Annotated in this window: 20 protein-coding genes; 6 read left to right on the forward strand and 14 right to left on the reverse strand. The window is 46.9% G+C overall.

Going from position 1 to position 25400, the window contains the following annotated elements:
- Nucleotides 1-80: 80 nt before the first annotated feature.
- The 3 genes from HB364_RS24360 to HB364_RS24370 all read right to left on the reverse strand — a co-directional run bounded on the left by HB364_RS24360 (nt 81) and on the right by HB364_RS24370 (nt 3849).
- Nucleotides 81-1187, reverse strand: a complete 1107-nt coding sequence (locus HB364_RS24360) for a carboxypeptidase-like regulatory domain-containing protein (protein ID WP_167290934.1) — start codon at nt 1185-1187, stop codon at nt 81-83.
- Between the two features lie 78 nt (nt 1188-1265).
- Nucleotides 1266-2390 carry a T9SS type A sorting domain-containing protein gene (locus tag HB364_RS24365; protein ID WP_167290935.1) on the reverse strand — a complete coding sequence of 375 codons (1125 nt, stop codon included), beginning with the start codon at nt 2388-2390 and terminating at the stop codon, nt 1266-1268.
- 136 nt (nt 2391-2526) lie between these two features.
- Nucleotides 2527-3849, reverse strand: a complete 1323-nt coding sequence (locus HB364_RS24370) for a prenyltransferase/squalene oxidase repeat-containing protein (RefSeq protein WP_167290936.1) — start codon at nt 3847-3849, stop codon at nt 2527-2529.
- A 107-nt stretch (nt 3850-3956) separates the two neighbouring features.
- On the opposite strand from HB364_RS24370, the gene HB364_RS24375 reads away from it, so the two are divergent.
- The 3 genes from HB364_RS24375 to HB364_RS24385 all read left to right on the forward strand — a co-directional run bounded on the left by HB364_RS24375 (nt 3957) and on the right by HB364_RS24385 (nt 7012).
- Nucleotides 3957-4556, forward strand: coding sequence for an RNA polymerase sigma factor (locus HB364_RS24375; protein ID WP_317170724.1), 600 nt, complete (start codon nt 3957-3959; stop codon nt 4554-4556).
- An 11-nt stretch (nt 4557-4567) separates the two neighbouring features.
- Complete coding sequence (locus HB364_RS24380) at nt 4568-6094, forward strand: energy transducer TonB (RefSeq protein WP_167290937.1); 1527 nt, start codon at nt 4568-4570, stop codon at nt 6092-6094.
- Nucleotides 6095-6157: 63 nt separating this feature from the next.
- Complete coding sequence (locus tag HB364_RS24385; protein WP_167290938.1) at nt 6158-7012, forward strand: DUF2911 domain-containing protein; 855 nt, start codon at nt 6158-6160, stop codon at nt 7010-7012.
- A gap of 151 nt (nt 7013-7163) precedes the next feature.
- Here HB364_RS24385 and HB364_RS24390 read toward each other — a convergent pair whose 3' ends face one another.
- The 5 genes from HB364_RS24390 to HB364_RS24410 form a co-directional block, all read right to left on the reverse strand.
- Nucleotides 7164-8210: an agmatine deiminase family protein gene (locus tag HB364_RS24390; protein ID WP_167290939.1), complete on the reverse strand. Its 1047-nt coding sequence runs from the start codon at nt 8208-8210 to the stop codon at nt 7164-7166.
- A 2-nt stretch (nt 8211-8212) separates the two neighbouring features.
- Nucleotides 8213-9091, reverse strand: a complete 879-nt coding sequence (locus tag HB364_RS24395) for a carbon-nitrogen hydrolase (protein WP_167290940.1) — start codon at nt 9089-9091, stop codon at nt 8213-8215.
- A 203-nt stretch (nt 9092-9294) separates the two neighbouring features.
- Complete coding sequence (locus HB364_RS24400; RefSeq protein ID WP_167290941.1) at nt 9295-10365, reverse strand: fatty acid desaturase family protein; 1071 nt, start codon at nt 10363-10365, stop codon at nt 9295-9297.
- A gap of 141 nt (nt 10366-10506) precedes the next feature.
- Nucleotides 10507-11244 carry a bacillithiol biosynthesis deacetylase BshB1 gene (gene bshB1, locus HB364_RS24405; RefSeq protein WP_167290942.1) on the reverse strand — a complete coding sequence of 246 codons (738 nt, stop codon included), beginning with the start codon at nt 11242-11244 and terminating at the stop codon, nt 10507-10509.
- Nucleotides 11245-11296: 52 nt separating this feature from the next.
- The gene (locus HB364_RS24410; RefSeq protein WP_167290943.1) at nt 11297-12433 is read right to left on the reverse strand and encodes a serine hydrolase domain-containing protein; all 1137 of its coding nucleotides are present in this window, start codon (nt 12431-12433) and stop codon (nt 11297-11299) included.
- Nucleotides 12434-12601: 168 nt separating this feature from the next.
- Here HB364_RS24410 and lpdA point away from each other — a divergent pair, with 168 nt between their 5' ends.
- On the forward strand, nt 12602-14005 hold the full coding sequence (lpdA, locus tag HB364_RS24415; RefSeq protein ID WP_167290944.1) for a dihydrolipoyl dehydrogenase: 1404 nt from the start codon (nt 12602-12604) through the stop codon (nt 14003-14005).
- Between the two features lie 80 nt (nt 14006-14085).
- Here the strand turns inward: lpdA and HB364_RS24420 are convergent, their stop codons facing one another.
- Nucleotides 14086-14805, reverse strand: coding sequence for a DUF4197 domain-containing protein (locus HB364_RS24420; RefSeq protein WP_167290945.1), 720 nt, complete (start codon nt 14803-14805; stop codon nt 14086-14088).
- A 147-nt stretch (nt 14806-14952) separates the two neighbouring features.
- Between HB364_RS24420 and HB364_RS24425 the strand changes: the two genes are divergently transcribed.
- Nucleotides 14953-16086, forward strand: a complete 1134-nt coding sequence (locus HB364_RS24425; protein ID WP_167290946.1) for an NAD(P)/FAD-dependent oxidoreductase — start codon at nt 14953-14955, stop codon at nt 16084-16086.
- 73 nt (nt 16087-16159) lie between these two features.
- Here HB364_RS24425 and HB364_RS24430 read toward each other — a convergent pair whose 3' ends face one another.
- Nucleotides 16160-17416 (reverse strand): M43 family zinc metalloprotease, encoded by a 1257-nt coding sequence (locus tag HB364_RS24430; protein ID WP_167290947.1) that lies wholly within the window; start codon nt 17414-17416, stop codon nt 16160-16162.
- A gap of 466 nt (nt 17417-17882) precedes the next feature.
- Between HB364_RS24430 and HB364_RS24435 the strand changes: the two genes are divergently transcribed.
- Nucleotides 17883-18707, forward strand: a complete 825-nt coding sequence (locus HB364_RS24435) for a glutaminyl-peptide cyclotransferase (protein ID WP_167290948.1) — start codon at nt 17883-17885, stop codon at nt 18705-18707.
- 1 nt (nt 18708) lies between these two features.
- Here HB364_RS24435 and HB364_RS24440 read toward each other — a convergent pair whose 3' ends face one another.
- The 4 genes from HB364_RS24440 to HB364_RS24455 form a co-directional block, all read right to left on the reverse strand.
- On the reverse strand, nt 18709-19611 hold the full coding sequence (locus HB364_RS24440; protein ID WP_167290949.1) for a class I SAM-dependent methyltransferase: 903 nt from the start codon (nt 19609-19611) through the stop codon (nt 18709-18711).
- Nucleotides 19612-19715: 104 nt separating this feature from the next.
- Nucleotides 19716-20348 (reverse strand): hypothetical protein, encoded by a 633-nt coding sequence (locus HB364_RS24445; RefSeq protein WP_167290950.1) that lies wholly within the window; start codon nt 20346-20348, stop codon nt 19716-19718.
- A 107-nt stretch (nt 20349-20455) separates the two neighbouring features.
- A complete protein-coding gene (locus HB364_RS24450; protein WP_167290951.1) occupies nt 20456-22114 on the reverse strand; it encodes a TonB-dependent receptor in 1659 nt (552 codons plus the stop codon).
- Between the two features lie 49 nt (nt 22115-22163).
- Nucleotides 22164-25190 (reverse strand): tetratricopeptide repeat protein, encoded by a 3027-nt coding sequence (locus tag HB364_RS24455; protein WP_167290952.1) that lies wholly within the window; start codon nt 25188-25190, stop codon nt 22164-22166.
- Between the last annotated feature and the right edge of the window lie 210 nt (nt 25191-25400).

Consider the following 25400-nt stretch of genomic DNA (forward strand, 5'->3'; position numbering starts at 1 on the left):
GTTTAGCTAAGTGATAAAAAATAGCCTGTAAAAATTGTTTACAACTAAAACTATTGTTTTAGTTCCCCGCCACTCACCTCCTACTGCAACAACACTTTCGCCTGGTACACCTTTTTATCGGTAGCATTGGATAAGCGCATCCAATACACGCCCCGGCTCCAGGAAGATTGTGTAGGCATGTTGGCAACCTGTGATTTTTGTGCCACCTGTATTGCCTGCACCCATACCAACTTACCGGAAGCATCCATCAACTCCAGTTTATATTCGCCTGTTCCTTTTAGGTTCATACTAATATTAATGCTGCTGCCGGGTACTACCGGATTGGGATAAATGCGCACATCCTTTTTGATGAGCAACCATTCTTTGACCTGACGTTGTACTTTTTCTACCACAGAATCTTTCCTGATTACTACCAACTCGCCTACCTTGCCCTCCAGGGAAAAAACAGCATTATCTTTTTGGACCGGAGGCGCTACTGAAACCTTGCCAATTGTACGTCCGTAACATATTACCTCTACCGGTTTTAATTCATCTGCTTCGGGTGTTAAATATATTTCAGGCGCCTTCGAGCCATATACTTCCACTTCATATTCGCGGGTAGTATACCCCACTGCACTGACTACAAGCGTAACCTTATTCCTGTCGCCGGCTGTGGTCAATTCAAACCGGCCGGCTTCATTGGCTGAAACGCCTGTTTCAGCACCCTTGATACGGACAGAAGCAAAACTTACCGGATTACCTGTACTGTCCTCCCTGACCACACCGCTTATGGTCCTGTCGGGTACTACTACAGCCACTGTTCCAACCACCAACGGGGGTTTCAGCGGTATCAATTTTTTCTTGTTAGCAACTACATGCCGCTTTACGGGAGTCTTTGATTGCGCTGTGGCGGCACCGGCTGTCAACAGGAATGCAGCCGTTATCATATTCCAGGCATAACGGAACGTAAAAGACGGCTTGATCTTCTTCTCCACATAGGTTTTATTCAACTGGTCATTATTGAAACGGCCGCAAACAGCCGAGGAAGCCCGCGAAATATGATCCAGTATTTCCTGGTCGCTCATGAGTGTAAAATCTACTACTGTTTTCTGGCAGGCCATACAATGGCGGCCTTGTTCATTAGGCGTCATTTGTTGCCAGTTCTCATGGCATGGCTCCGGGATGGTTACGTGTATGGGTGTAGGCATAAACGCTGGTTTTTATACCAGATGCGGGAATGAAAAGAATTACATAAAAGAGAGGAATTAATCAGATTTGACTGTTAGCTATTGCAACAACACCTTCGCCTGGTATACTTTTTTATCCGTGCCACTGGATATTCGCACCCAATATATGCCCCGGCTCCAGGAGGATTGTGTAGGCATTTTGGCAACCTGCGATGGCTGCGCTACCTGCAAAGCCTGTACATATACCACCCTGCCAGCGGCATCCATCAATTCCAGCTTATATTCTCCTGTTTTACCGAAGTCCAGGTTAATATTTACGGTATTGCCAGGTATTACCGGGTTGGGATAAACACGTAGCGCTTTTTTGAAGGGCAACCATTCCTTCACCTCACGCTTTATTTTTTCTGCAACAGTCACTTCATGACTGACCGTTATCCCGCCTGCTATGGCTACCATGCTGTCTTCTATTATGACTACCGTATCATCTACCGGTAGCACAACTAAATCCGTTTCCTCATTAGGAATTGGTACTTTCATGGAAGGCATCGCTATGGTATCAGTCATTTTACCGGTTGTTTCCTGTACGGCAGGGTCTGCTGTACCGCATTTTATTGGCTCAATTTTGTCAATAATAGGTTCGGTAGTATCAAGTAGTATAATAGCAACAGACCCCAGTGTAGCATAGGTAGTATCAAATTGTATTTCTTCTTCTACCGGTGGGGCCACTTTTCCCATCACTACCCCTTTTATTGTACCAAAATCGTCATCCTCCACCGTTATAGATGGAGGTTCGCTGAAACGGGAACGTTCTTTCGGGGGAGTAATAATACCAAGGGTAACATACTCTCGTGCGGCACCCGGTTCCACTTCCCGACTGCTGTTAATAGCCCGTTTTTTCTTACCTGTTTTCCTTAGTTGCGTGTCGGCAGTGCCACCTATCAGCAAGAAAGCAGCCGTAATCATATTCCATGCATAGCGGAAGGTAAAAGACGGTTTGATCTTCCTCTCCGCATAGGTTTTATTCAACTGGTCATTATTGAAACGACCACAAACAGAAGAGGAGGCCCGGGAAATATGATTTAGTATTTCCTGGTCGCTCATGAGGGTGAAATCAACCACAGTCTTCTGGCACGACATACAATGGCGGCCTTGCTCATTGGGCGTCATTTGTTGCCAGTTTTCATGGCACGGCTCAGGGATGGTTACGTGTATAGGTGTAGGCATAAACAGCAGTTTTTTATATGAGATGCAGAGATGAAAGAAATTGCATAAAACAAGCTGCGAGCAGCGGGCTTCGAGCTACGAGGGTTCTTTAAAGCGCAGGCTCGCAGCTCGAAGCTCACAGCTCGTAGCTTACTTACTACTTCGTCTTGATCAAAAACTCTATATCCTTATCAATAGACAAGATCAACAAACAGGTGGCGGTACAAAATACCGGACTTGTAATACAGTGATGGCCGTTCCAGCTTCCGTCATTATTCTGGATCTGTACCAGCCGGCCGCTCATTTTCTCATACCAGCTTTTCCAGTCATTATTACCGCCAATGATCAGCGACTCGCCGGTCATGAGGTAACTGAGGAATTCCTCTCCGCCATTATTGCCAAAGCCTGTGATCACATCTCCATCCTGTGCACGTGATGCGGCTGCGCCTTTTATCTTATATGCCGTAGCGTACTTCTGTGCGGCTGTTTTACTCAATCCTGCCTTTTCCAGGTTCGCTTCATTTACTTCCGCCTTACTGTCCAGCACACCTTTCTTTTGCGCTTCCTTTATGGCAGTTTTTGCCTGCCTCGCCTCTTTGGCGCTGGCCCTGGCAGAGCCGCTTACGGAGTACAACATGACGCCGGCCGCTTTGCCGGTCACTGCCGAATTGGTTTTCACATCATAGTTCTGCTTCTGGTAATTCCTGGACCTTTCCAGTACTTTATCATCCACTTTAGCCCCCATATCCTTTGCCCCTTCCAGCGCATTATTGGCAAGCGCCGATTGAAGTACCGGCGCCCAGCCGCCATCTTTCCAGCCGCCGTCATGGTCCTGCGCCTGTTGTATCTTACTTACACATTTTTGCAGGGCACTTTCTACGGCCTTCTTTAATTCATGGTTACTGCCAAGGTGGTGAAGGGCATTGCTGAAAAACTGGGCAGTAAGGATCACATCAATATTTTTACCCAGCTTGGTTTGCGGTTGGGTATTGGTAAGTGTAGTGATGTTCACCTGCTGGGCCGGCGTATTGTCTACCGCCTTTAACAAATACGTGGTTGCTTTTTTCAACTGTGCCGCCTGTTTTCCTTCAAATGGTTTCTCTTCCGTACGTAACAAAGCCATCCCTACCAGGGCGGTGGTGGCGGGGTCGGACTGCACGGCATGCGGGTCGTGTATATCCTGGTGCTGGTGACTCCCGGCTCCCCAGCCCCCATTTTGCTGCTGCGCTTTCATCAGCCAGCTCATACCGCTGCGCACAGAAGCGTCAATGAGTTTACTATTGACCATTACCTGGCTGGTATCGAAAGGGGCCAGGCCGGTAAGCGTGAGGAAAACGCAGGCCTTTTCCGGCGTAGCGCAAGCCACTACCGGCTTGCTTATTGCTGCTTGTTCATAACGGGGAACAAAAGCCACCAGGGCTATACAGGCGATTACTGTACAAAACAGTAAGCGCGCCATTGGTTTGTGATCTTGTGTCATGGCCACTTGTATTTAGTGAAGAAATAAAGAGGTATAAATCCTGAGATGTGGCCGGCTTAATATTTACATATTCCGTTTAAACTATCTTTTGTTAATTTTATCGGTCAGTGGCCTTCATTAAAAACATACACGATAACGCTCTGCCGGACAAGCAACTGGTAGAAATGTTTCAATCCTCCGGCGACCTGGAGGTGCTGGCCATTCTGTTTCAACGGTATATGGACCTTTTATACGGGGTTTGCCTGAAATACCTGAAAGAGCCGGAAACGGCCAAAGATGCTGTTATGCAGGTATTTGAGGAACTGGTGCAAAAGCTGCCAAAGCACCAGGTAGATAATTTTAAGAGCTGGCTGTACACACTGGCTAAAAACTACTGCCTCATGCAGTTAAGGACCCCCAAAAACCTGAAAACCACGGAATTTAAGCCGGACAGTATGCAATCCGGCGAAGAAATGCATCTGAATGGTGTGATGCTGAAGGAGGAAAACCTGGAGAAGATGGAACGTTGTTTGCAAACCCTTTCGGCAGAACAAAAGGTAAGCGTGGAGCTCTTTTACCTGCAGAATAAATGTTATAAAGAAATTGCAGATATAACCGGTCTGGATTGGAATAAAGTACGCAGCTATATCCAAAATGGCCGTAGAAATCTGAAGATCTGTATGGAAAAAGGGGAAGAAGTTGATAAGTTAATCAAGTTAAAAAATTAAGTGATCCGTTCATGTCCGCCAACGATCATATAAAGCAATATTCAGCAGCAGATATCCAACTATATCTGGGAGGCAAAATGTCGCCTGCTGAAATGCATGCGCTCGAACAGGCAGCGCTGGATGATCCATTCCTCGCCGATGCCATAGAAGGCATGCAGCAAACACTGGCGCAACACGATGCTTCGGTGATAGATGCCCATCTGCAGGACCTCCAACGGCAGGTATATGAAAGGACCCGCAAGCAATCGAAGCAGGCGCCGGTAGTAGCTTTCCGCTGGTGGCAGGCCGCCGCTGCTGCAGCGGTAATCGTCATTATAGGTGGTATATGGGGATATAACTATTTTCAGCAAACGGAAAATAAAGAACCTGCGTCACAACTGGCAGTAGTAAAGCAGGGAGAAAAACAGGATAGTGTAACCCCTTCATTGGCACCCGCCCAGCCGGAAACCACTGCTACTGTTGCCGACGGAACAATCGTTGGGCTTGATTCACCTGCCATTGCTGCCAATAAAACTGTAGCTGTCCCGGCAGATAAACAGGTAACAGCGTCTCTGGCTACACCGCAAAAGGCTGAAGCAAATGATGATGTAGTTGCCTATAACTACACCACGGAAGAGAAAAAATTGGAACTTACAACTCCCAACGCCAGGCAGATCTTTTCCAAAGACACTAAGCCCGATAGCGCCCTTGTAGCCTATTATAAGGATCAGGCGCTCAGGAGAAGCAATACCGCCAAAACCTATCAGGACTTCCAACAAGCGAAGCCCGTTGATTACGAGCAGATCGTGATTGCCAAACAGGCCAGGGATACCACCCTGGCAGGAGCTTATACGAAACCACGGGAACGCGAAATGAATCTTTCCCGCAAAGAATTGTCAGAGCGGCAGGCAAAAAAGAATCCCAATGCATTGCTGAGCGGCTTCATCGTTGGGCGGGTAACCGATCAGGCCAATAACCCGCTTTCCAATGCGTTGCTGCGGGTAAACGATAACCGGGACTTCTTCACCGACCACAAAGGCAATTTCAAAATACCGGCCAATGACTCGGTAGTGAACGTTGCCGTTGGAGTAACAGGTTATTATACCCAGAACTTACAGTTATTGAATAATACGTATGACAACTATATTGCCCTGAACCAACTGGGTGTAAAAGCGCCTAATCCCCGGTTGAATAGCGAATCCACGCAAGTAGTGCGCATAAGAGGCATTAGTTCATTAGGTGCTGTAAAGAGCAAAGAAGAGTATCGTAACAACTATCCCGAAGTAAGGGTGCAGGATGCACAACCGGTGTATGGATGGATGGCCTACCAGCAATACCTGGAGAAGAACAGGAAAGTCCCGGCCGTCAGTGAGGAACTGACCGGCACAGTGGTCGTTACCTTCCAGGTGAACCGGAAAGGCGCCCTGTCGGATTTTAAGATTGAGCAATCACTTGGTAAAGAATACGATGAGGAAGCCATCCGCCTTATCAAAGAAGGTCCCTCCTGGCAACTGCTCAAAGGACGCAAGACAAAAGCCACCGTGCTGGTACGATTTTAACCTTTTGTGTAACTAAACTTTCTCTACTACAATTATCGTTTACCTTTGCGCAAATTTATTGTCATGCGCAAACTCATCAACGTATTTGCTTTCACACTGGTGATGGTATATGCCGGTCACGCACAGTTAAAAACACCGGCGCCTTCTCCTACACAATTCATTAAACAGGACTTTGGCCTGGGCACTATTGAACTGTCCTATTCCCGCCCTGCCATGAAAGGCCGTAAGATCATGGGCGACCTGGTGCCTTATGGCAAGGTATGGCGTACTGGCGCCAACCAGCCTACCACACTTACCTTTACGGATACGGTAATCATCGGGGGTACAAAAATTCCCGCCGGTAAATACGGGCTGGTAAGCATCCCTGATGCCGCCAACTGGACCTTGATCATCACCAAACAACTGGATGTTAACTCTCCCGCTAACTACAAAGCAGAAAATGATGTGGTGCGTGTAAAGGCTAAATCACGCCTCGTGCCCACTACTGCGCAATCCTTTACCATGCAGTTTGTAAATATTTCAAATACCAAATGCGAGCTGCAACTTCAATGGGACAAAACGGTAGTAGGTCTGCCTATTACAACTGATATTGACGCCAGGATAATGGCCCAGATCGATGAGCAGATCAATGGCAATACCGACGAATCCAAAAAGCCCTATTTCACGGCAGCCCTGTATTACATGGACAATGGCAAAGACCTGAACCAAGCCCTGGAATGGTTTAGGAAAGCTGCCGCACAAAATACCAAAGCTTTCTGGGTATTGCACCAAAAGGCCAATTGCGAAGCAAAAATGGGTAAAAAGAAGGAAGCGATCGCTTCTGCCAACGAGTCCATTAAACTGGCTACAGAAGCTAAAAATGACGATTACGTAGCACTGAATAAGAAGTTGCTGGCAAAGCTGGCGGCGAAGGGATAAGAAGCCGGAAGTCAGAGGTCTGAAGTCCGACAAAATGCGAAGTCCGTAAGTACCTCGATACTTACGGACTTCGCATTTATCCGCTATTATAAACTACACGCTCCTTGATTCTTTATTCTGAATACTGGATTCTGTATTCTGGATTCTTTCCTCACACTTCCGGCTCCTGCTGGCTCAGACAATGGAAGCTGCCCAGTCCCCAGATGATCTCTGTGGAGTCAATGCCCACCACCTTCCTATCAGGGAAACATCCCTGGATGATCTGTAAAGCCTTATCATCCTTATCGCAACGGAAAGTGGGCACGATCACCGATTTATTGGCAATATAGAAATTGGCATAAGAAGCCGGCAGGCGCTGGTCTTCATATACTACTTCATCGGGCATGGGAAGTTCTACAATATTCAACTGCTTGCCATTCAGCAGGCGCATGGCTTTCAACTGCTTCAGGTTGTGTTGCAGCAATCCATAATTCTCATCCTGCTTATTCTCCTCTACCACGGTCAATACGGTGTCTTCATTCACGAAGCGGACCGTATCATCAATATGGCCGTCGGTATCATCGCCCACAATGCCTTCATCTACCCACAACACCTGTTCCATGCCATAATAATTGATGAGGTATTCCTCTATCTGCTGCTGGTTCAGGTGTGGGTTGCGGTTGGGGTTGAGCAGGCAGGCGGTAGAGGTCATTACAGTGCCTTTACCGTTGAATTCTACAGAGCCGCCTTCCATCACAATACCAGGATGATACACTGGCAGGTTAAACTGTTTGCCAATGAGTGTGGGTATCACATCATCAAGGTCGTAAGGAGGATATTTATCGCCCCAGGCATTGTAGCCCCAGTCTACGATCACCTTCTTTACAGCCGCTTCCGGATTGATCAGGAATGCAGGACCATGGTCCCGGCACCAGGCATCATTGGTAGGATGTATAAAAAACTCCACTTTATCCAGGTCGGCCCCGGCTTCCCGGATATACTTCAGCGCGAAGGCCTGCATGGCCTCGTTCACTACGTTAATGCGCACCTTTTCGCTCAGCGTCAGTTCCCTGATGAACATACTATAATACGGATAGATGGCATCAATTTTTCCGGGCCAGGAAGCCTCCTTGTGCGGCCAGCTAAGCCAGGTAGCAACATGGGGAGCAAATTCAGCGGGAAAGTAATATCCTAAACTTTTCGGCGTAGTTAATTCCATTGTTATGCTTCCTCGTCAATAAAACGTTTGGTAATTGGCTGATAAGAATCTATACGGCGGTCACGCAGGAAAGGCCAGTGCGTGCGGTAACGATCGGTCTTTTGCAGGTCCAGCTCCACCACTTCCACTTCTTCCTGGTCATGGGTGGCTTTATAAATAAGACTGCCAAAAGGATTGGACACAAATGAGCCTCCCCAGAATTTCATAGCGCCGTTTTGCTCCATCCCTACCCTGTTTACACTCACCACATGCACGCCGTTGGCCACGGCATGGCTGCGCTGAATGGTTTGCCAGGCATTGTATTGTTCTGTATTGGTGGCTTCATCCTGAGAGGTAGCCCAACCGATAGCGGTAGGATAAAACAGTATTTCGGCGCCCATCAGGGAAGTAATGCGGGCAGCTTCGGGGTACCATTGGTCCCAGCAAATGAGCACGCCAAAAGTGGCAAACTTAGTCTTGAATACCTTATAACCGAGATCGCCCGGTGTGAAGTAGAACTTCTCATAATAGGACGGATCATCGGGTATATGCATTTTGCGGTACTTGCCAAGGTAAGTACCGTCCGCATCCAGTACGGCGGTCGTATTGTGATAAATACCCTGTGTTCTCTTTTCAAATAAAGAAGCAATGATCACTACGCCTGCTTCCCCCGCTACCTTGCCCAGCGCTTCGGTAGAAGGTCCGGGTATGGGCTCCGCCAGCTTGAAGTTGTCATAATCTTCCACATCACAGAAATAGAGTGAAGTGAACAGTTCCTGCAGGCATACGATCTGCGCACCTTTGGCGGCCGCTTCTTTTACCTTTACGATCGCCTTCTGCAGGTTTTCTTCCTTGTTAGCGGTGCAGTTCATCTGCACCAGCCCTACTTTTACTTTTGACATGATAGCTCCGTTAAAAAATGAAGTGCAAAAATAGTTTTTTAACCGGGAACAAGACGCAAAATGACCGGCAATAGTTGCGTTGAAAAGAAGTCTGAAGTCAGAGGCCTGAAGTCCGATAAATGTAAAGTCCGCAAGTAACCTGGTACTTACGGACTTTTGTATCTTAATTATCTTTACAGGCTTATCTTTTTTCCGACTTCCGGCTACGCCGCTCTTCCCATCTGCTTTAAAAAAGCCACGTGGGAGGCAACAGCATACCGTACCCGGGGATATTCAATGTAGGCAATACCATACTCCTGGCAAGCCTGCCGGATGATCTTGCTGATAGCCGGGTAATGTACGTGTGATATCTTGGGAAATAAGTGGTGTTCTATCTGGAAATTCAATCCGCCCACCAGCCAGCTTACCAGCTTGTTATGAGTAGCAAAATTGGCTGTCGTTTTAATCTGGTGTACGGCCCATTCATCTTCCATTTTACCGGTAGCTTCGTTTGGCATAGGGAAAGCTGTATGCTCTACCGTGTGCGCCAACTGGAATACGAGGCTTAATACAAGACCCGCTACCAAAGTGAAGATGATAAAGCTGATGAGCCAGGAAGTAAAGCCTACCATGTAAATAGGCAGCCCTACAAAAAGGAACAGGTGGAATACCTTGAAACCCCAGAATACGAGGTGGTCAGATAACTTCATTTTCTTCAGGGGCATGTTACCGACCTTGCTTTTGAAGTACTTCTGGTAATCCAGTACAAAGATCCAGAACAGGTACAACAAAGAATACAGGAACCAGAAATAGATGTGCTGGTATTTATGCAGGCGGTACTTTTTCTGCGTAGCGCTCATACGCATCCAGGGTTGGATGTCAATATCATCATCCACACCATCTACGTTGGTAAAGGCATGGTGAATCACATTGTGCTTCATATTCCACATAAAGCTGTTGCCACCAAGGATATTGAGCGAAAAAGCGGCAAATGAATTTATCCATTTGTATTTACTGAAGCTGCCATGCGCGCCATCATGCATCACATTAAAACCAATAGCGGCCACTACGCCACCCAGCAGTACACTCTCCAGTACCTGCCAGATAACAGCAGGCGTAAAAAATATAAGGTGGATATAAATAAGCACAAAGCTCACCATCAGGATCACCGCCTTTATGAAAATAGGATAATCGCCGGTTTGAGATTTTCCCACTTCTTCAAAATACGAACTGATACGCCGCTTTAACTCGGTATGGAAGGAATGTTGAACGTTCGCAAACTTGGGCACTGACATGAGCTTCTCTTTTTAAATATAAATGGTTGGCAAAGTTACGCTTAACCTGCTAATAAACGTCGAAAAATGTGCAATAGATGTGCCGGATTCGGGAATTTTAGCGAGACGCTAACTTATGTGACAGTTTGGGGACAAAACTGATCAGGTTTCCACCTGCACCAGCGCATCCAGGTTCCGGATACCGATCTTCTTTTCGCTGATAAATCCTTCCGCATATTTAACACCGATGCGCTTGCCCAACATACGTGCCCGCGCAATCACACTGTCCAGGAAATCAGGGGAGGAAATATAGGTTTGCGGCTCTGTATTATCAGGGCCGCCGTTGAAGAACTGTGTCGAATAAGCCTCGATCGATTTCATGCGCTGCTCAAACACATCACTGATATCAATCAATATATCCGGCTCATGAAACCAATCCTGCATATAATGCAGTACATATTTGGGCCGCCAGCGGGCTTGTGGATTCCCGGTCCCATCCTTTGTTTCAATCTTGATCAGTCCGGAAAGAAAACAGGCATCTGCGATCAGGTGCCCTGCACGGCCATGGTCCGGATGACGGTCATTCAGGATATTGGCAATCACGATTTCGGGTTGATACGTGCGGATGGCCTGTATCAGCTTGAGCTGGTGCTCCTCATCATTGCGGAAAAAACCATCCCGCATGTGCAGGTTGTCCCGCAGGTGCACACCTAGTACGCGGGCAGCCTCGGCCGCTTCGGCATACCGCGTTTCCACGGTGCCGCGGGTACCCAGCTCTCCCTGTGTAAGATCAAGGATGCCTACCTTCTTACCCAACCTGATTTCATTGAGAATAGTGCCGGAGCAACCCAGTTCCACATCGTCCGGATGTACCCCGATAGCGAGAATGTCTAATTTCATACCTGATTGAATTGCAATTAAGCGCGACAAAAGTAGTAAAACACTAAAAGAGTTAAAAAGTTCGTCCCCACCTTATTAAAGCATCCACTTCGGCCGGGGCGCCATTGATCCGGATGGGAGAGCGCTTCTTGCCCAACCGTACTATTACCAGTTGTTTATCGGGAATTACGATAATATACTGCCCCAATATGCCACGGGCATAAAATATTTCCGGTGCATTGGGCACGATCCACCACTGGTAACCATAATAATCGCAGGGATGGCCCGATTCATCAGGAATGCCACAGGGCTTTACAGAAGCCGCATAATAATCCGGTGTTATGATCTCGTTACCTTTCCAGCGGCCGCTATCCAGCATCAACTGTCCCAGCCGGGCAAAATCCCGGGCGTTGGAATTAAAGCAGCAATAAGCCTTCTCATGACCGCCTGTATGGTCGGTGCTCCAAAGCGCCGGATGCTCGGCCCCCAATGGTTGCCACAGCTTTTCGGCTGCATAAGCGCTTAATGACTTACCGGTAGCCTTTTCCAACACCAGGCCAAGCAGTTGCGTATCACCCGATTTATAGCGGTGCAGCGTTCCCGGGATGGCTGTAATAGTAACCCCAATAGCGGCTTTATAAATATCACTGCCATAATAAGCTTCGGTAGTCACAGAAAGCGGGTTGGAATAGGATTCATCCCAGTCACTGCCACTGCTCATCGTAAGCAGGTCAATGATCTTTACAGCGGCTTTTTTACCGGATGCGAATTCCGGGAGGTAATTGCCCACGGGATCCTGGAGGGAATGGATCTTCCCTTCTTTCAAAGCAGCGCCAATGAGCAGGCTGGTAATACTTTTGGCCACAGAAAAAGAACCCGACCAGGAAGAGTCATTATAGCCTTCTCCATATTGCTCAAACAGCAGGGAGTCGTGCTTCACAACAAGTACGGCAACAGTGCCCAGTTCCTGCAGCATTTGCCCGAGGCTGTCGGGCATCTTCTCTTTATTATAAGCTGCCGCCAGGTTCCAGGGCTGGTGTACATCGGTGGTGACGGTATTATTGCTGAACTTCTCGTAATCATCAATATCTGCAAAATTGTACCATACAGCCCTGAAGAGATAGGTCCTTCCGCTGGCAAAAGCATAGATGGAAAAAGTGGCTATCAGCAGGAGAATAAAATAGAGAATATAACGTGCTATTTTTTTCATGAAACGGCAGCTTTGGCAAGGAAGTTACTGAATAAACAGTTGACTGCCATCTGCTGTTATACATAGCGCTCATTTGGCTTTTTTAGCATTTTCGAGTAGCTTCGCTGGTCTTTTGAGCAGTAAAGCATTCATATTCAGCAATCAGAAATCTAAAATCGTACATCAAATATGGCATACGACGTAGTAGTTCTCGGTAGCGGCCCCGGCGGATACGTGGCAGCTATCCGCGCCGCACAGCTTGGGTTTAAGACCGCAATTATTGAAAAAGAAAGCCTGGGAGGTATCTGTCTCAACTGGGGTTGTATCCCCACCAAGGCCCTCCTCAAGAGCGCCCAGGTAATGGAATATATTAACCATTCAAAGGATTTTGGTATTGAAGCTTCCGGCCAGGCCGACTTTGCAGCCGTTATCAAACGCAGCCGCGGAGCCGCCGATAAAATGAGCAAGGGCGTTCAGTTCCTCATGAAGAAAAATAAAATTGATGTGGTGATGGGCTTTGGTAAACTGAAAGCCAAAGGCCAGATAGAAGTAACTGCCGCTGATGGCAGCAAACAGGTGGTGGAAGGAAAACACATCATCCTGGCTACCGGCGGCCGCAGCCGTGAACTGCCCAACCTCAAGCAGGATGGCAAAAAGGTAATTGGTTACCGTGAAGCGATGGTATTGCCCCAGCAACCCAAAAGCATTATTGTGGTAGGCAGTGGCGCCATTGGCGTTGAATTTGGCTACTTCTACAGCAGCCTGGGTAGCAAAGTGACCATCGTTGAATTCATGCCAAGGATAGTGCCGGTGGAAGATGAGGACATTTCAAAAGAACTGGAAAAGAACTTCAAGAAAAAAGGCATTGATGTATTAACCAGCGCCGAGGTAACCAGTGTGGATACCAGTGGTAATGGCGTTAAAGCAAAAGTAAAAACTGCTAATGGTGAAATAACCCTCGAAGCCGATATCTTGTTGAGCGCCGTAGGTGTTGCTGCCAACATTGAAGGTATTGGCCTGGAAGAAACAGGTGTTAAGACCGACAAAGGCAGGATCGCTGTTGACAAGTATTACCAAACCAATGTTCCCGGCATTTATGCCATTGGCGACTGCGTACCTGGCCAGGCCCTGGCGCATGTAGCTTCCAAAGAAGGCATCATCTGCGTAGAGAACATCGGCTACAATGAAAAGAAATATAACCACCAGCCCGAGCCGCTGGATTATGGCAACGTTCCGGGTTGTACTTATTGCACGCCTGAAGTAGCCTCTGTAGGCTTCACCGAAAAGCAGGCCAAAGAAGCCGGTTATGAAGTGAAGGTGGGTAAATTCCCCCTGAGCGCTTCGGGTAAAGCAGTAGGCGCCGGTCATACCGAAGGTTTCGTGAAAGTGATCTTCGATGCCAAATACGGTGAATGGTTAGGTACCCACATGATCGGTTACAATGTAACTGAAGTAATCGTGGAAACAGTAGTGGCCCGCAAGCTGGAAACTACCCACCATGAAGTATTGAACAGCATCCACCCCCACCCCACCATCAGCGAAAGCATTAAAGACGCTATCGAAGCAGCGTATGGTGAGGCGATACACTTGTAAGAAACGAGTAGTAACAAAATATAAAAGCGATCCTCTTTGGAGGATCGCTTTTTTTATGGTTGAAGTTGGAACGAAAACAATTAACTCCCCTGCGCCTGCTTGCTGCCAAATACCTTCTTCAATATTTCAGTAGTGCGCGCAACAGGATCTTTGCGGATCTTCTGTTCTTCCAGTCCTACCTGGTAAAAAATACCGTCCATAGCTTTACCAGTAACAAAGGAAGCCAGGTCGGGATTGATTTTATTGGTGGCAAAACGATTGTAATTCGTAAATACATCCGACCAGTATTTGGTAGCGCCTACCTTACTGAGCGATTGCTCTATCACGGGGCGGAAGGCTTCTGTTAACTGTGCTGTTGTCTTTTGCTTCAGGTAACTGGTAGCAGCAAAATCACCGCCTTTAAGAATGCCTAATGCATCCTGGATGCTCATGCTTTTTACGGCATTGATAAAAATAGGTGCGGCTGATTTGGCAGCATCTTCAGCAGCCCTGTTCACAGAAAGGATTGCTTTATCTACCAGGCTGCCCAGTCCCACATCACGTAGTGTTTTTTCTACCTTTTGTGCTTCCTCCGGTAATAGTATCTTTATAGCAGCATTCTTAAAGAACCCGTCCAGCGCGGAGAGTTGATTGGAAGATTGCTGGGCGCCTACAGACAGCGCTTCCTTCAGGCCCGACACAATGTCGGCATTCGTCAGTCCACCGGAAGTTTGTCCGTAATCTTTCAGGATTTGATGCGCAGTTTCGCAACTGTTTAGTAAAAAAACACTAAGGATTAAAGCGTAGATAGATTTTTTCATAAGGAAATAATTTGGAGTCGTAGTGATTACTTATATTTTTGTTTTATGTCAAGCACAAACGTACAATATTCTGGTCGCTTTTACCGTATGTGTCTGGGCTTTTTAATGGCGTTCAAAATTAATACCAGTATTCTATAAAAAACTTTTATGCAGATCTCCATTTGGGAAAAAGAGAGTTTTTATGCGCCAAAGGATGTGATCATTGTAGGCAGCGGACTGGTAGGATTATGGAGCGCTTATTACCTGAAAAAACAAAATCCCCGGTGTTCCGTAGCTATTGTAGACAGGGGCGTCATTCCTACCGGAGCCAGCACCCGCAATGCCGGGTTTGCCTGCTTTGGCAGTGTTACAGAACTACAGGAAGACTTTACAAAAATGGGCGAAGACAAAACCCTCGAACTGGTCAGTATGCGCTACCAGGGTTTACAGCGTATGCGCAAGATCCTGGATGAAAAGCTGATTGACTTTGAACTATGCGGCGGCTATGAGCTGATCGCTGCGGATAGTGATCCCGGCATGGAAGCGCTGGAAGAACAGATAGCAACCATGAACAAGAAACTGAAACAAGCCATCAAAACAAGCCAGACTTTTAAATTATCCGATAAAAAGATCAGTGAATTCGGCTTTCAGCATGTAGCGCATCTGCTGGAGAATAAACTGGAAGGCTACCTGCATTCCGGCAAACTCTGCCAGGCTTTGCTTCAACTGGTACAATCCATGGGTGTTATTGTATTCAACGGCGTAGAGATCACCCATTTTGAAAAGATTGTAGACAAGATGGTCTTATACACCAAACAGCAACTGCGTTTTACTGCTTCAAAAATACTGGTATGTACCAATGCTTTCGCTAAAGAGCTATTGCCTGCACTGGATATTATACCTGCCCGTGGGCAAGTGCTGGTGACTTCCACCATACACGGATTAAAGCTCAATGGCACCTTTCATTATGATGAAGGGTATTATTACTTTCGCAACATCGGCAACCGCGTATTATTGGGAGGGGCCCGTAATAAGGCTTTTGAGGAAGAACGCACCACAGAAATGAATACCACCGATACCATACAAAAGGAGCTGGAACATTTCCTGGCGCATTACATCTTGCCCGGCAAAGAATACGCCATCACCGACCGGTGGAGCGGTATCATGGGCATGGGATCGGAGAAAATGCCCATCATGCAGGAAGTATCCCCCCAGGTATATTGCGCCGTACGCATGAGTGGTATGGGCGTTGCCCTGGCGCCTGTTATCGGAGAGAAGGTAGCCGAAATGCTGAAGGACTGAAGACAAGAATACAGCAATCAGAAGCCAGCATACAGAAGCCTGTGTCGTCGCAAATGCATTGCCGACTGCCGGCTCACTTACTAATTAAAACTTTAATCACTTTGGAAGTACCTTCTACACGAAGATAATACACACCATCCGCCAGGTGCCGGATATTCAGCCCCATCGTGCCTTTGGTGATCTTCACCTGCATGGACAGTTGCCCCAGGTGATTACGCAGGGTAATCGTCTTACCTATCAATTCTCCTTCCTTACCTGCTTCTACAGTAATAAAATTAGCCGACGGATTGGGATATACTTTGGCAACCACTTCAGTAATCACAGCAGGCTCTTCTGTGGGAGTTGCTACAGGCCCTGTTACCGGTGTACCTGTAAGGGCTTTTGAAAACAACAAGGAATAGCGGGCTGAGCCGGACTGAAAGAGGCTTCTCATCTTATTACGCTGCCCCAGGGTGAAGAGGTTAAGGCAGGCGTCGTCCGTAAAGTCCATATAATTCGTATACATATTGCCATACGGATTATTATCGCAGCTAACCACCACACCGGTAGGACAACTACGGGTAGCACTTCGCTGGGGAGGCGTATCGTCCACATGATCATCGCCGCAATAAGAATCACCCCATATATGACGAAGCCCCAGCCAGTGACCGATTTCATGAGTAGCCGTACGTCCTTTGTTATAAGGAGCCGCGGCAGTACCCATCGTTCCAAAAGCGGAAGGAGAGATGGCTACACCATCTATTGCTTTGGCGCAGCCAATAGTGCTGGCATAGCCGAGCAGTCCGCCTGCCAGGTTACCAATCCATATATTAAGATAACTGTCGGCATCCCAGGCATTCTCACCGCCACTGCCTGAATACTTAATGCGGTCATCCAGGCCAAACATCAGGATCGACGTCTTCTTCCGCGTAATTCCTGTAGTAGCCCTGCCGGAAGGATCAATCTTAGCCAGTTCAAATTCCAACTGGCAGTCAGCCGCCAGGTGTCTGAACACAGCCGGTATGTTTACCGTATCCCCATTGAGCTTCCTGAAGTCTTTATTCAATGCGGCTATTTGTGATCGTATTTGTTCATCGCTGATATTCTGGGAAGCAGTATTATACAACACGTGTACAACTACAGGTATTTTAATAACCTGTGGCGTAGGCGACACCGTTCCGTTGAGCATAACTTCGCTGGTGCGGGGCGCTTCAAAAGCAGCGATCCGCTGGGCCAGCAAAGGATCGGCCTGTAACTGTTGCTGCAGGTATTCATGCGAAGCACAATTGCGCTGAGCGGGAACAACCTGGTAAGCCCATAAAAGTAAAAACGCGAGTACAAAATGTTTCATGGTAACGACTTTCTTTGTGGTCGTCACATAGGCGCTGGAAGTCGTCTTCCTAAAGGATTTGTGCGTAACAGGCGATTACTCAGCAGGAGATTGGAAAATACAGGTTGAACCAATAACAATATTGCACAACTGATCCCTGCCTACAACAGGGTCATGCCAAAACAATTACTGTAGATGATATTGGAGTAAAGCAATAAACAAACAACAGGAAAATAAAGACTAACGGGTCCACAGAGTTACCTATTCATTGAGCCACTCTGCTTAAAGCAGGAAATTGAGAAAGGAGGTACGTTGTTGAGTGGTATTCAGACGATAAGCTGATGTAAAGCAAATAAAAGTTTTCAATAATTCAAAGCACTTTACCAAAATTTTCAAGGGCGTTCTCCCTTAACTTAGGGGGCGTATTGTATTTTTGGCTCCTAAGAATAACAATTTGTATTTTTAGCGTTATTGAGGATAACCTATTATGAAGAAAGTCAGCTACATAGCATTTGCGATGGCCATTACAACCTGGTCTTGCGGAGGTCCTGACACCAACGCTCCCGACACTCCCAATCCGGGAACGTCCGACGTCCCGCCTCCTGTAATCCCTTTTTCAGTGGTCAACAAGCATCCGCACGATACCACCTATTTCACAGAAGGGCTGGAATTCTACAAAGGCCAGTTGCTGGAAAGTTCGGGCGGTAATGACGACAGCAGTCCCTACCCTTCAGAATTTGGCGTGGTAAACCGGGAAACAGGCAAAGTAATGACGAAAGCCAAACTGGATAAATCAAAGCATTTCGGCGAAGGCATTACCGTTTTTAAGGATAAGCTCTACCAGTTGACCTGGCAGAGCGGAGCAGCCTTTATTTATGATGCCAATACCTTTAAGCTCATCAGGGAATTTAAGCTGCCTACCCGTGAAGGATGGGGCTTAACGCATGACACCGCCTCCCTCATCATGAGCGATGGCAGCAGCAACCTGTATTACCTGGACCCGGATTCCTTACGGGTAAAATATACGGTGACCGTCATCCACAATGGCAGCCCCGTCAACAACATCAATGAACTGGAGTATGTCAATGGCGTGATCTATGCCAATAAATGGGGAGCGAATGTCGTTTTTAAAATTGACCCGCAAACCGGTAAAATATTGGGACAACTCAACCTGGATAGCCTTGACCGGGAAGCGAAAACACTGTATCCCGCCGCTGCAGAATTAAATGGTATTGCCTTCGACAGCAGCACCGGAAAAATCTTTGTTACCGGGAAAAAATGGCCTACGATGTACGAACTGCAGGTGCAGTAATCTATTTGGTGATAACATAAATCAGGGAACTGCATTGCTCCTTATTCCGGAGCGCTTTTCCGTTGGAAACAAAGCCACGGAAGAAGCCTTTTACCACGCTGGCTTTTCCTGTTTTATACTTTTCACTCAACAGGCTCACATAGAAACTATCAAACCACATCGGTTTTATTGCTTTTACGGTAAGGCCATGCTGTTGCAACAGTACCCGCATGGAAGCCGGTGAAAAATGATACAGGTGCCTGGGAACATCATAAGCAGCCCAGTGTGATGCATAAAAGGTGGCATCCGCTGCTGTATAATTGGGCACCGCAACCAACAATACCCCGCCGGGTTTTAATAATGTCTTAAGCTGGTCTAGGCAGGCATGCAGGCGGTGTACGTGCTCCAGCACATGCCATAAAGTGATGGCGTCAAAATGACCCGCCGGCAACTTAAACAAATCACTTGTATCCTGTAAAGTAATACGGTGTTGCTCCAATGCCCGTTTACGGGTTTCAGCATCAGGCTCCAATCCTGTTACCTGCCATCCCTGCTGACGCATAAAGCCCGCAAAGGCTCCTACCCCCGCTCCCACATCCAGCAATGTGCCGGTCGTTTTTTGGGTAAACGCCTGCACAAGCCTTTTTTTGCTGCCCAGTGTATAATTCCGGACGATATGATAAAGCCGGTTAACAAGCCCTTTGCTGGTATTGGTATGGGAAATATAGTTTTCCGACTGGTAGTATTGGCCTATAGCATCTTCTGCCGGCACATCCTGCGTAAAACGTAAAGTACAGGCATCGCAATGCCATACTTCAAAAGATTGCTGCGATACGGTATAATCCTTTACAGCCAGTACCTGGTGTATGGCAGTGGCATTACAGCCCGGGCAATGCGTGTGATGAATAATTGCTGACTTTTCCACGGTTGCAAAGAAAGGGAAAGAATGCGGAATACAGAAGTCACGTCGTTGAATTGTCACCCTGAGTATTGTCACCCTGAGCTTGTCGAAGGGTTGTCGAAGCCTTCTTACCGGCCTACACCAATACGCTGCTGGTTACCTGTACCGGAGGTAGAAAAGCCATTTTTATAGAAATTAAAGAAGATAATACTTAATGCAATGGCGGCAATGATCAGTGCATAGATCCACCAGGTATTCCTGACGGCCTCTTCCTCTTCCGGGAAAGGATTATCTACCTCGGCGGTATTGATCTCACGGGTTACTTCATGATCGCCCACCAGCATCGTATGCTGGGTATGGCTGTGGATCACCCGCGTAGCAGGAGCAGGCTGCTGGGCAGAAGGAATGGCCCCGGAAGCTTCAAAAACAATATCGCCCGAAATATCTTTCTTCAGTAAACCCACGCCTTTCCATTCCACTACTTCATCCGTGCGCAGGCGGTTGCGCAGTTCATACGCCCACTCATTGTACCATTTGATGGCTTCATAGTCGGCAATATCCTTTTGCTGGGCCAGGTAAGTAAAAAACTCCTTGTCCGGCGCATCGAAATACTTGTCAAAACGGAAATGATAAGAAGGCGGCAGTATCTGCTTATTCACAAAATCAGTTTGAGCCGGGATCCGTTCAATATAGACGGTCCCCAGGCCCGGAATACTTATACTTTTATGTTGCAGTAAGTAACTGGTCAGCGCTTCTATCATGTTCCACAGGTTTTAGCGTTGCGAAGCAACAGTATTTTACGGGAAAAACAAAGAAAACTTACAGTCTTCCCGCCTTTCCGGCTCCCGGTCTTCAGCTTCAGACTTCGCTATTTCTGATTAAAAGAATACGTTATCCCGCCCAGTATATTAAACCCGAATACCTCATACTGATTCCAGCGTTCGTACTTATTATTGAGGATATTGTTCATCTGCAACCACAGATTAAAGTTTTTGGTAATCCGGAACTCAGCACCTGCATTCAGGTCAAAGCCCCCATCCCCTTTGTACGACAGTCCATCTTTACCACGCCAGCGCGGGGAATTCCAGGCCCAGAGGTCGGTATGAAACCAGAGGTCTTTCATCATCTGCCAGCGCAGGCCTACATTCAGCTCCACAGGAATAAGCCCCCAGGCTTTTAATTCCCGCTCTACTTTGGTAAACCAGTTTAAGTTAACAGCGGCTGTTGCATTAAACTTTTCCCCTATATTATAACCTACTTCCGTATGCAGGTTCACCGCCTTTATCTTAGGCTCATAAATCGTTTTGAATGTTTTACCATCCACGGTATCATTCGTAAACAAGGCCATATCGGTAAACGTCTGCAGCCCTATTTTAGCCGAATAACTGAAGTGGCCTGCCAGTGATCCCTTGAAACCGGCATACCGTTCTTCTACCCGGGTATTTCGTAATGAATCCGGCTGCGCCAGCCAGGGATTGATGGAAGCAAAACGCTGGTAAGAACCTTTCAGGTAATAGCCGATCCAGCCCAGTTGCAGGGTAAGTTGCTTATCATTGGTGGAGATATCGGCCATCAGGTTGGGCAGCAGGTTAAAGCGGTCACTCTGCCAGGTTGGTATCACTCCGCCATGAATATACAGGTTGGGCGTTTTGTACAATACAGCCGCCGATACCTGGTACAGGTTATTATTATCAGTAAACTTATTGCTGCCGCTATCCATCTGGTAATTGGTAAGATCGGCAGTTACACCCAGCTTAAAGGCAAACTCATCGCCAAATGATTTTTCCAGCGGCAGGTTCAACACCGTATTGGCTTCACGGCCTTTCACATCATGGTTATCGCCAAACACACTTACCCGCAAACTGGGGTGATAACTGAGCCCGAACTCTGTAGGCTCTATGTTACGGAAATGTACCTTCCCTTCAATCGTCTGGAAACGCTGGCGCAGGTCGCGCTTGGTAAATTGCAGGGTTTCCGGGCGAAAGCCATACAAATAATAGTCGTCACTGCTAAAGCCGAGCGTACCATTCCATTCCAGGTTTTTAGGCGTTTTATACGTAACTGCCGCGCCTACACTGGCAAGGCTGTTCTTTTGAAACTCCTTATCGCCTTTTGAATTATAATAATTGGCAAATACATTAAAGAACGTATTCTTATTATCGCCAAAGCTGAAGCCCGCTTTCACATAAGGCTGGTGCACATTACCAATGCCTACTTTAATATAATTATTGTACAGCCAGCTATTAATAGAGTCCATTTGCAGGGCCACCGGCTTCAGTTCTGCAGGCTGGTAAGTGAAATATAAATTCTGTACAGGTATATTATAATTAAGTGCAGGCCGGGATGTATCTACCAAAGGAGGCGCCGCATTGAAATTGATCTTCGATGCCTCCCGCAGTACCGGTTTAAAAGTGGAAGTAATATCAATCGTTTTGCGTTTCGTAGTATCCTGCGCCAGGGCAGCCATTCCCGCTCCTATCAAACAGGCGCTCATGGTTACCACTTTAATAACTGCTATATTATTCATCTGCAAAATTGATTCTGGTTTGTGTTTGATTGTAAAACGGCTCGTTGCCTTATTCCACCTTACTATTCTTCTTCTCTGCCTCCGCGGTCTCCTTCAATTTCCTTTCTGCTTCCATCCGCAATTCTTCTATCTTGGCATTGTCTACCACGCTCTGGTAAGTGGCTTTGGCATTGAAATAATCATTCTCTTTAAAATACACATCGCCAAGCAGGATATACGCTTTCGTTACCCAGTTCTCATAAGAACCTGCTTTATTGATCACTTCAAAAGCTGCTTTCTCTGCATCGTTCAGGCGGTTTTGCGCCAGGAAACTATTAGCTATCTCATACCGGGCCTCAGCACCATAAGCCGATTTGCTCAGTGATACCACCGAACGGTAAGCAGTGATTGCCTGCTCGTAGGCTTTGGCATTCTGGTGCGATTTGGCAATGGCCATATTGGCCAATACCTTATCATCTGTACCAATACCTTTTTGACTCAGCAGGTCTTTGGCATTGGTCACCGCATCATCCCATTTCTGCAACTGGTACTGGCTGCGCAGCAAGCCACGCATAGCCTCCAGCTTATTCTCCTGTGAGGAAGCAAAATCTTTCAGCTTCTGGAAATACTTTTCCGCTTTGGGGTAATCTTTCAGATCAAAGAAATTAAGGCGGGCCGCATTCACCAGCGCCTTTTCACCAAACTTATGCGGCACCCTGTCGGCCAGTATCTCATAACCGGCAACCGCTTTGGCCCAGTCCTTCTGGTTGAAATAAATTTCGCTCTTATAATAAAGCGCTTCGAGGGAATACTTGCCTTCCGGGAACTTCGTGAGGTACTCTTCGAACTTCTTGGCAGCAGCGGGGAAATTACCATTGTTAAACTGTACTTCCGCTTCCTGGTAAGCCAGCTCATCTTCCTGTGTACCAGAAATCTCCTTACCCATTGTACGGGCAAAATTCACATACTCGCTCGTCTTACCCTGTTCTATATAAATGATCCGGGCATTTTCCAATGCTGCATCAGCTTCGGGGGAGTTGGGAAACTGTTTCAGGATCGCCGTATATTGATTTAATGCTTCTGTATTGTTATCCAGGTTATAATACGCAATGCCCATCTTAAGGTGTGCTTTGGGCTTGAGCGAGGAATTGGGATCACTCACTACATTCTTCAGATAAGGGATCGCTTCCCGGAATTGCTCATTGGCCAGGAGCGTTACCGCCACTTCCATATTGGCATCGGCCACCAGTCCCGAAGTAGGATACTTGCGGCTGATGGAAGACAACAGGTTGATCTTTTCCTTTCCATTATTAACCCCGGCGATCATCGCTTTCTGGAAAGTAGCATAATCGCTGGCCGGCCAGGAATAATCTAATACCTTATTGTACATGGACTCCGCTTTCTTATAATCGCGGTTCATATAATAACAGTCGGCCACACGCACATAAGCATCCTGTTCAATGGGAGCAGCATTGATCTTTGGTGAAGCAGGGGCTACCTGTTCAAAAAAGCCCTGGGCCTGCTTATAATTTTCCTTCTTCAGAAAGCAGTAACCAAGGTTATACTTCGCATTTACCGGGTTCACTTCTCCATTCACCACCCCGCTTTTCAGGTATTCGAAATAATACCGGATCGCATCATCCAGCTTATTCAGGCGGTAGGAGATCTCTCCTTTCCAGAACTGCACATATGGCAATACAGCCGTATTATTGGGGTCAATTTCGGCCCGCGTAAGCAATTCCATGGCTGTTACCAGCATGCCATCATTGGCCAGCTCTGTAGCGCGGCCATACAATATCTTGGGGTATAGTCTCCTCGCATTAGGAGAAGGCGACTTCACACTTTCCAGCAGCGCCAAAGCATCTTTATAATTATTGGTATTGGCCAGCACGCTTACCATCAGCTCCCGCGCTTCATTCGTATATTCAGATTGCGGGTATGCCTGGGTAAACTTCTGCAGTTCGGTCAGGGCCACATCCTGGTAGCCAAGCTCATAAGAGAGTTTGGCGTAATTGTACATGGATATCTCCTTTTGCTTCGCATTGCTGTTATTGGAAGCGCCAATAAGGAAGGCATTGCGGGCATTGGCCTTCTGGTTCGTTTTAAGATAAGCATCCCCCAACAGGTACATGGAATTCTGCCCCAGCGAATCTTCTTTTCCGCTTATCTGCTTGAAACCATCTATCGCTTTATTCCAGTTTTTAGCCTTGTAATAACAATAAGAAAGCTCATACACATCTTCCCGGCGCACCTTATCCGATTTGGTGACATAAGTCTCCAGGTAAGGCAATGCTTTCTCATATTGCTGCTTTTCAAAATATGCATGGCCTACTATCTGGCGCATTTCAAGATCATAATGCAGGTTGCCCCTTTTCAGCTTATTCTCCGCATACTCAAGCGCTTTGTCTTTCTGACCCAGGGAGTAATAAATATTGGCCACATAATAGGGCACTACCTTACCATAATTCTCATGGTCTTCCACCACGGTAAATGCATCGAGCGCATCGCGGTATTTCTTGTCATAGAACGACAGGAAGCCATAATAATAATTGGCATCAATGTAATTGGGATCATCCTTCATTTGCCGGATGGCATCGAATAAAGGTTTGGCCTGGCTGAATTGCTTATTGGTAAAATAAGCATACCCCAGGTGAAACTTCATGTCCGCAATCTCCCGGTTGGTAAGATTAGAAATGTCCGCCTTTTCGTATAAAGGAATAGCTTCTGTATAATTTTGCTGGCGGAAATAATACTCTGCAAGGTGGAAGCCCATCATCTGGGTGCGGGCCTCATTATCTTCAAGGTCTATAAAATTCTTTGCCTTTTCTACTGCGCCTTGCTCATTTTGTTTGAGCGCGCATACGACGGTATAATACTTTAACTCCTGGTAAGGGATGGCCTGGTTGGTAATATCCGGCTCACGTTGTTTCAACTGCAGGTCTTTGAGTAAAGGATAGGCCAGACTGTATTGTTCACGCTGAAAATATTCCTTTGCCTGCTTATAGGAAGCCTGGGGGTCGTTGAGAAAACGTGTTTGCTGGGCAATAGCGAATTGGGAAAGACCAAGAAGACCAATGATAACTGTCGTTTTTTTCATTCCCTGCTTTTTTTATTCAATATCTTTTTGGAGAGGGAGAGCAAAAAAAATACGAATAGCGAATCGGATTTCAGCATATAACCGTAGGTCCTTTCCGGCATTCGTAATACATCTGTTTGACCGTCCCATCCGGGTTTTTAACGTCGTAAAGTTTCTAATTATTTCATCTTAAACCAAAGATCGTTCCTAACACTGTGGATAAGTGCAAGG

The organism is Paraflavitalea devenefica, from assembly GCF_011759375.1.
In the GTDB taxonomy this organism is placed as follows: domain Bacteria; phylum Bacteroidota; class Bacteroidia; order Chitinophagales; family Chitinophagaceae; genus Paraflavitalea; species Paraflavitalea devenefica.

Excerpts from the sequence above, each read along its gene's own strand:
- HB364_RS24360 (WP_167290934.1), bottom strand. The coding sequence starts at position 1,187 with ATGCCTACACCCATACACGTAACCATCCCGGAGCCATGCCATGAGAAC.
- HB364_RS24365 (WP_167290935.1), bottom strand. The coding sequence starts at position 2,390 with ATGCCTACACCTATACACGTAACCATCCCTGAGCCGTGCCATGAAAAC.
- HB364_RS24370 (WP_167290936.1), bottom strand. The coding sequence starts at position 3,849 with ATGACACAAGATCACAAACCAATGGCGCGCTTACTGTTTTGTACAGTA.
- HB364_RS24380 (WP_167290937.1), top strand. The coding sequence starts at position 4,568 with ATGTCCGCCAACGATCATATAAAGCAATATTCAGCAGCAGATATCCAA.
- HB364_RS24385 (WP_167290938.1), top strand. The coding sequence starts at position 6,158 with ATGCGCAAACTCATCAACGTATTTGCTTTCACACTGGTGATGGTATAT.
- HB364_RS24390 (WP_167290939.1), bottom strand. The coding sequence starts at position 8,210 with ATGGAATTAACTACGCCGAAAAGTTTAGGATATTACTTTCCCGCTGAA.
- HB364_RS24395 (WP_167290940.1), bottom strand. The coding sequence starts at position 9,091 with ATGTCAAAAGTAAAAGTAGGGCTGGTGCAGATGAACTGCACCGCTAAC.
- HB364_RS24400 (WP_167290941.1), bottom strand. The coding sequence starts at position 10,365 with ATGTCAGTGCCCAAGTTTGCGAACGTTCAACATTCCTTCCATACCGAG.
- bshB1 (WP_167290942.1), bottom strand. The coding sequence starts at position 11,244 with ATGAAATTAGACATTCTCGCTATCGGGGTACATCCGGACGATGTGGAA.
- HB364_RS24410 (WP_167290943.1), bottom strand. The coding sequence starts at position 12,433 with ATGAAAAAAATAGCACGTTATATTCTCTATTTTATTCTCCTGCTGATA.
- lpdA (WP_167290944.1), top strand. The coding sequence starts at position 12,602 with ATGGCATACGACGTAGTAGTTCTCGGTAGCGGCCCCGGCGGATACGTG.
- HB364_RS24420 (WP_167290945.1), bottom strand. The coding sequence starts at position 14,805 with ATGAAAAAATCTATCTACGCTTTAATCCTTAGTGTTTTTTTACTAAAC.
- HB364_RS24425 (WP_167290946.1), top strand. The coding sequence starts at position 14,953 with ATGCAGATCTCCATTTGGGAAAAAGAGAGTTTTTATGCGCCAAAGGAT.
- HB364_RS24430 (WP_167290947.1), bottom strand. The coding sequence starts at position 17,416 with ATGAAACATTTTGTACTCGCGTTTTTACTTTTATGGGCTTACCAGGTT.
- HB364_RS24435 (WP_167290948.1), top strand. The coding sequence starts at position 17,883 with ATGAAGAAAGTCAGCTACATAGCATTTGCGATGGCCATTACAACCTGG.
- HB364_RS24445 (WP_167290950.1), bottom strand. The coding sequence starts at position 20,348 with ATGATAGAAGCGCTGACCAGTTACTTACTGCAACATAAAAGTATAAGT.
- HB364_RS24450 (WP_167290951.1), bottom strand. The coding sequence starts at position 22,114 with ATGAATAATATAGCAGTTATTAAAGTGGTAACCATGAGCGCCTGTTTG.
- HB364_RS24455 (WP_167290952.1), bottom strand. The coding sequence starts at position 25,190 with ATGAAAAAAACGACAGTTATCATTGGTCTTCTTGGTCTTTCCCAATTC.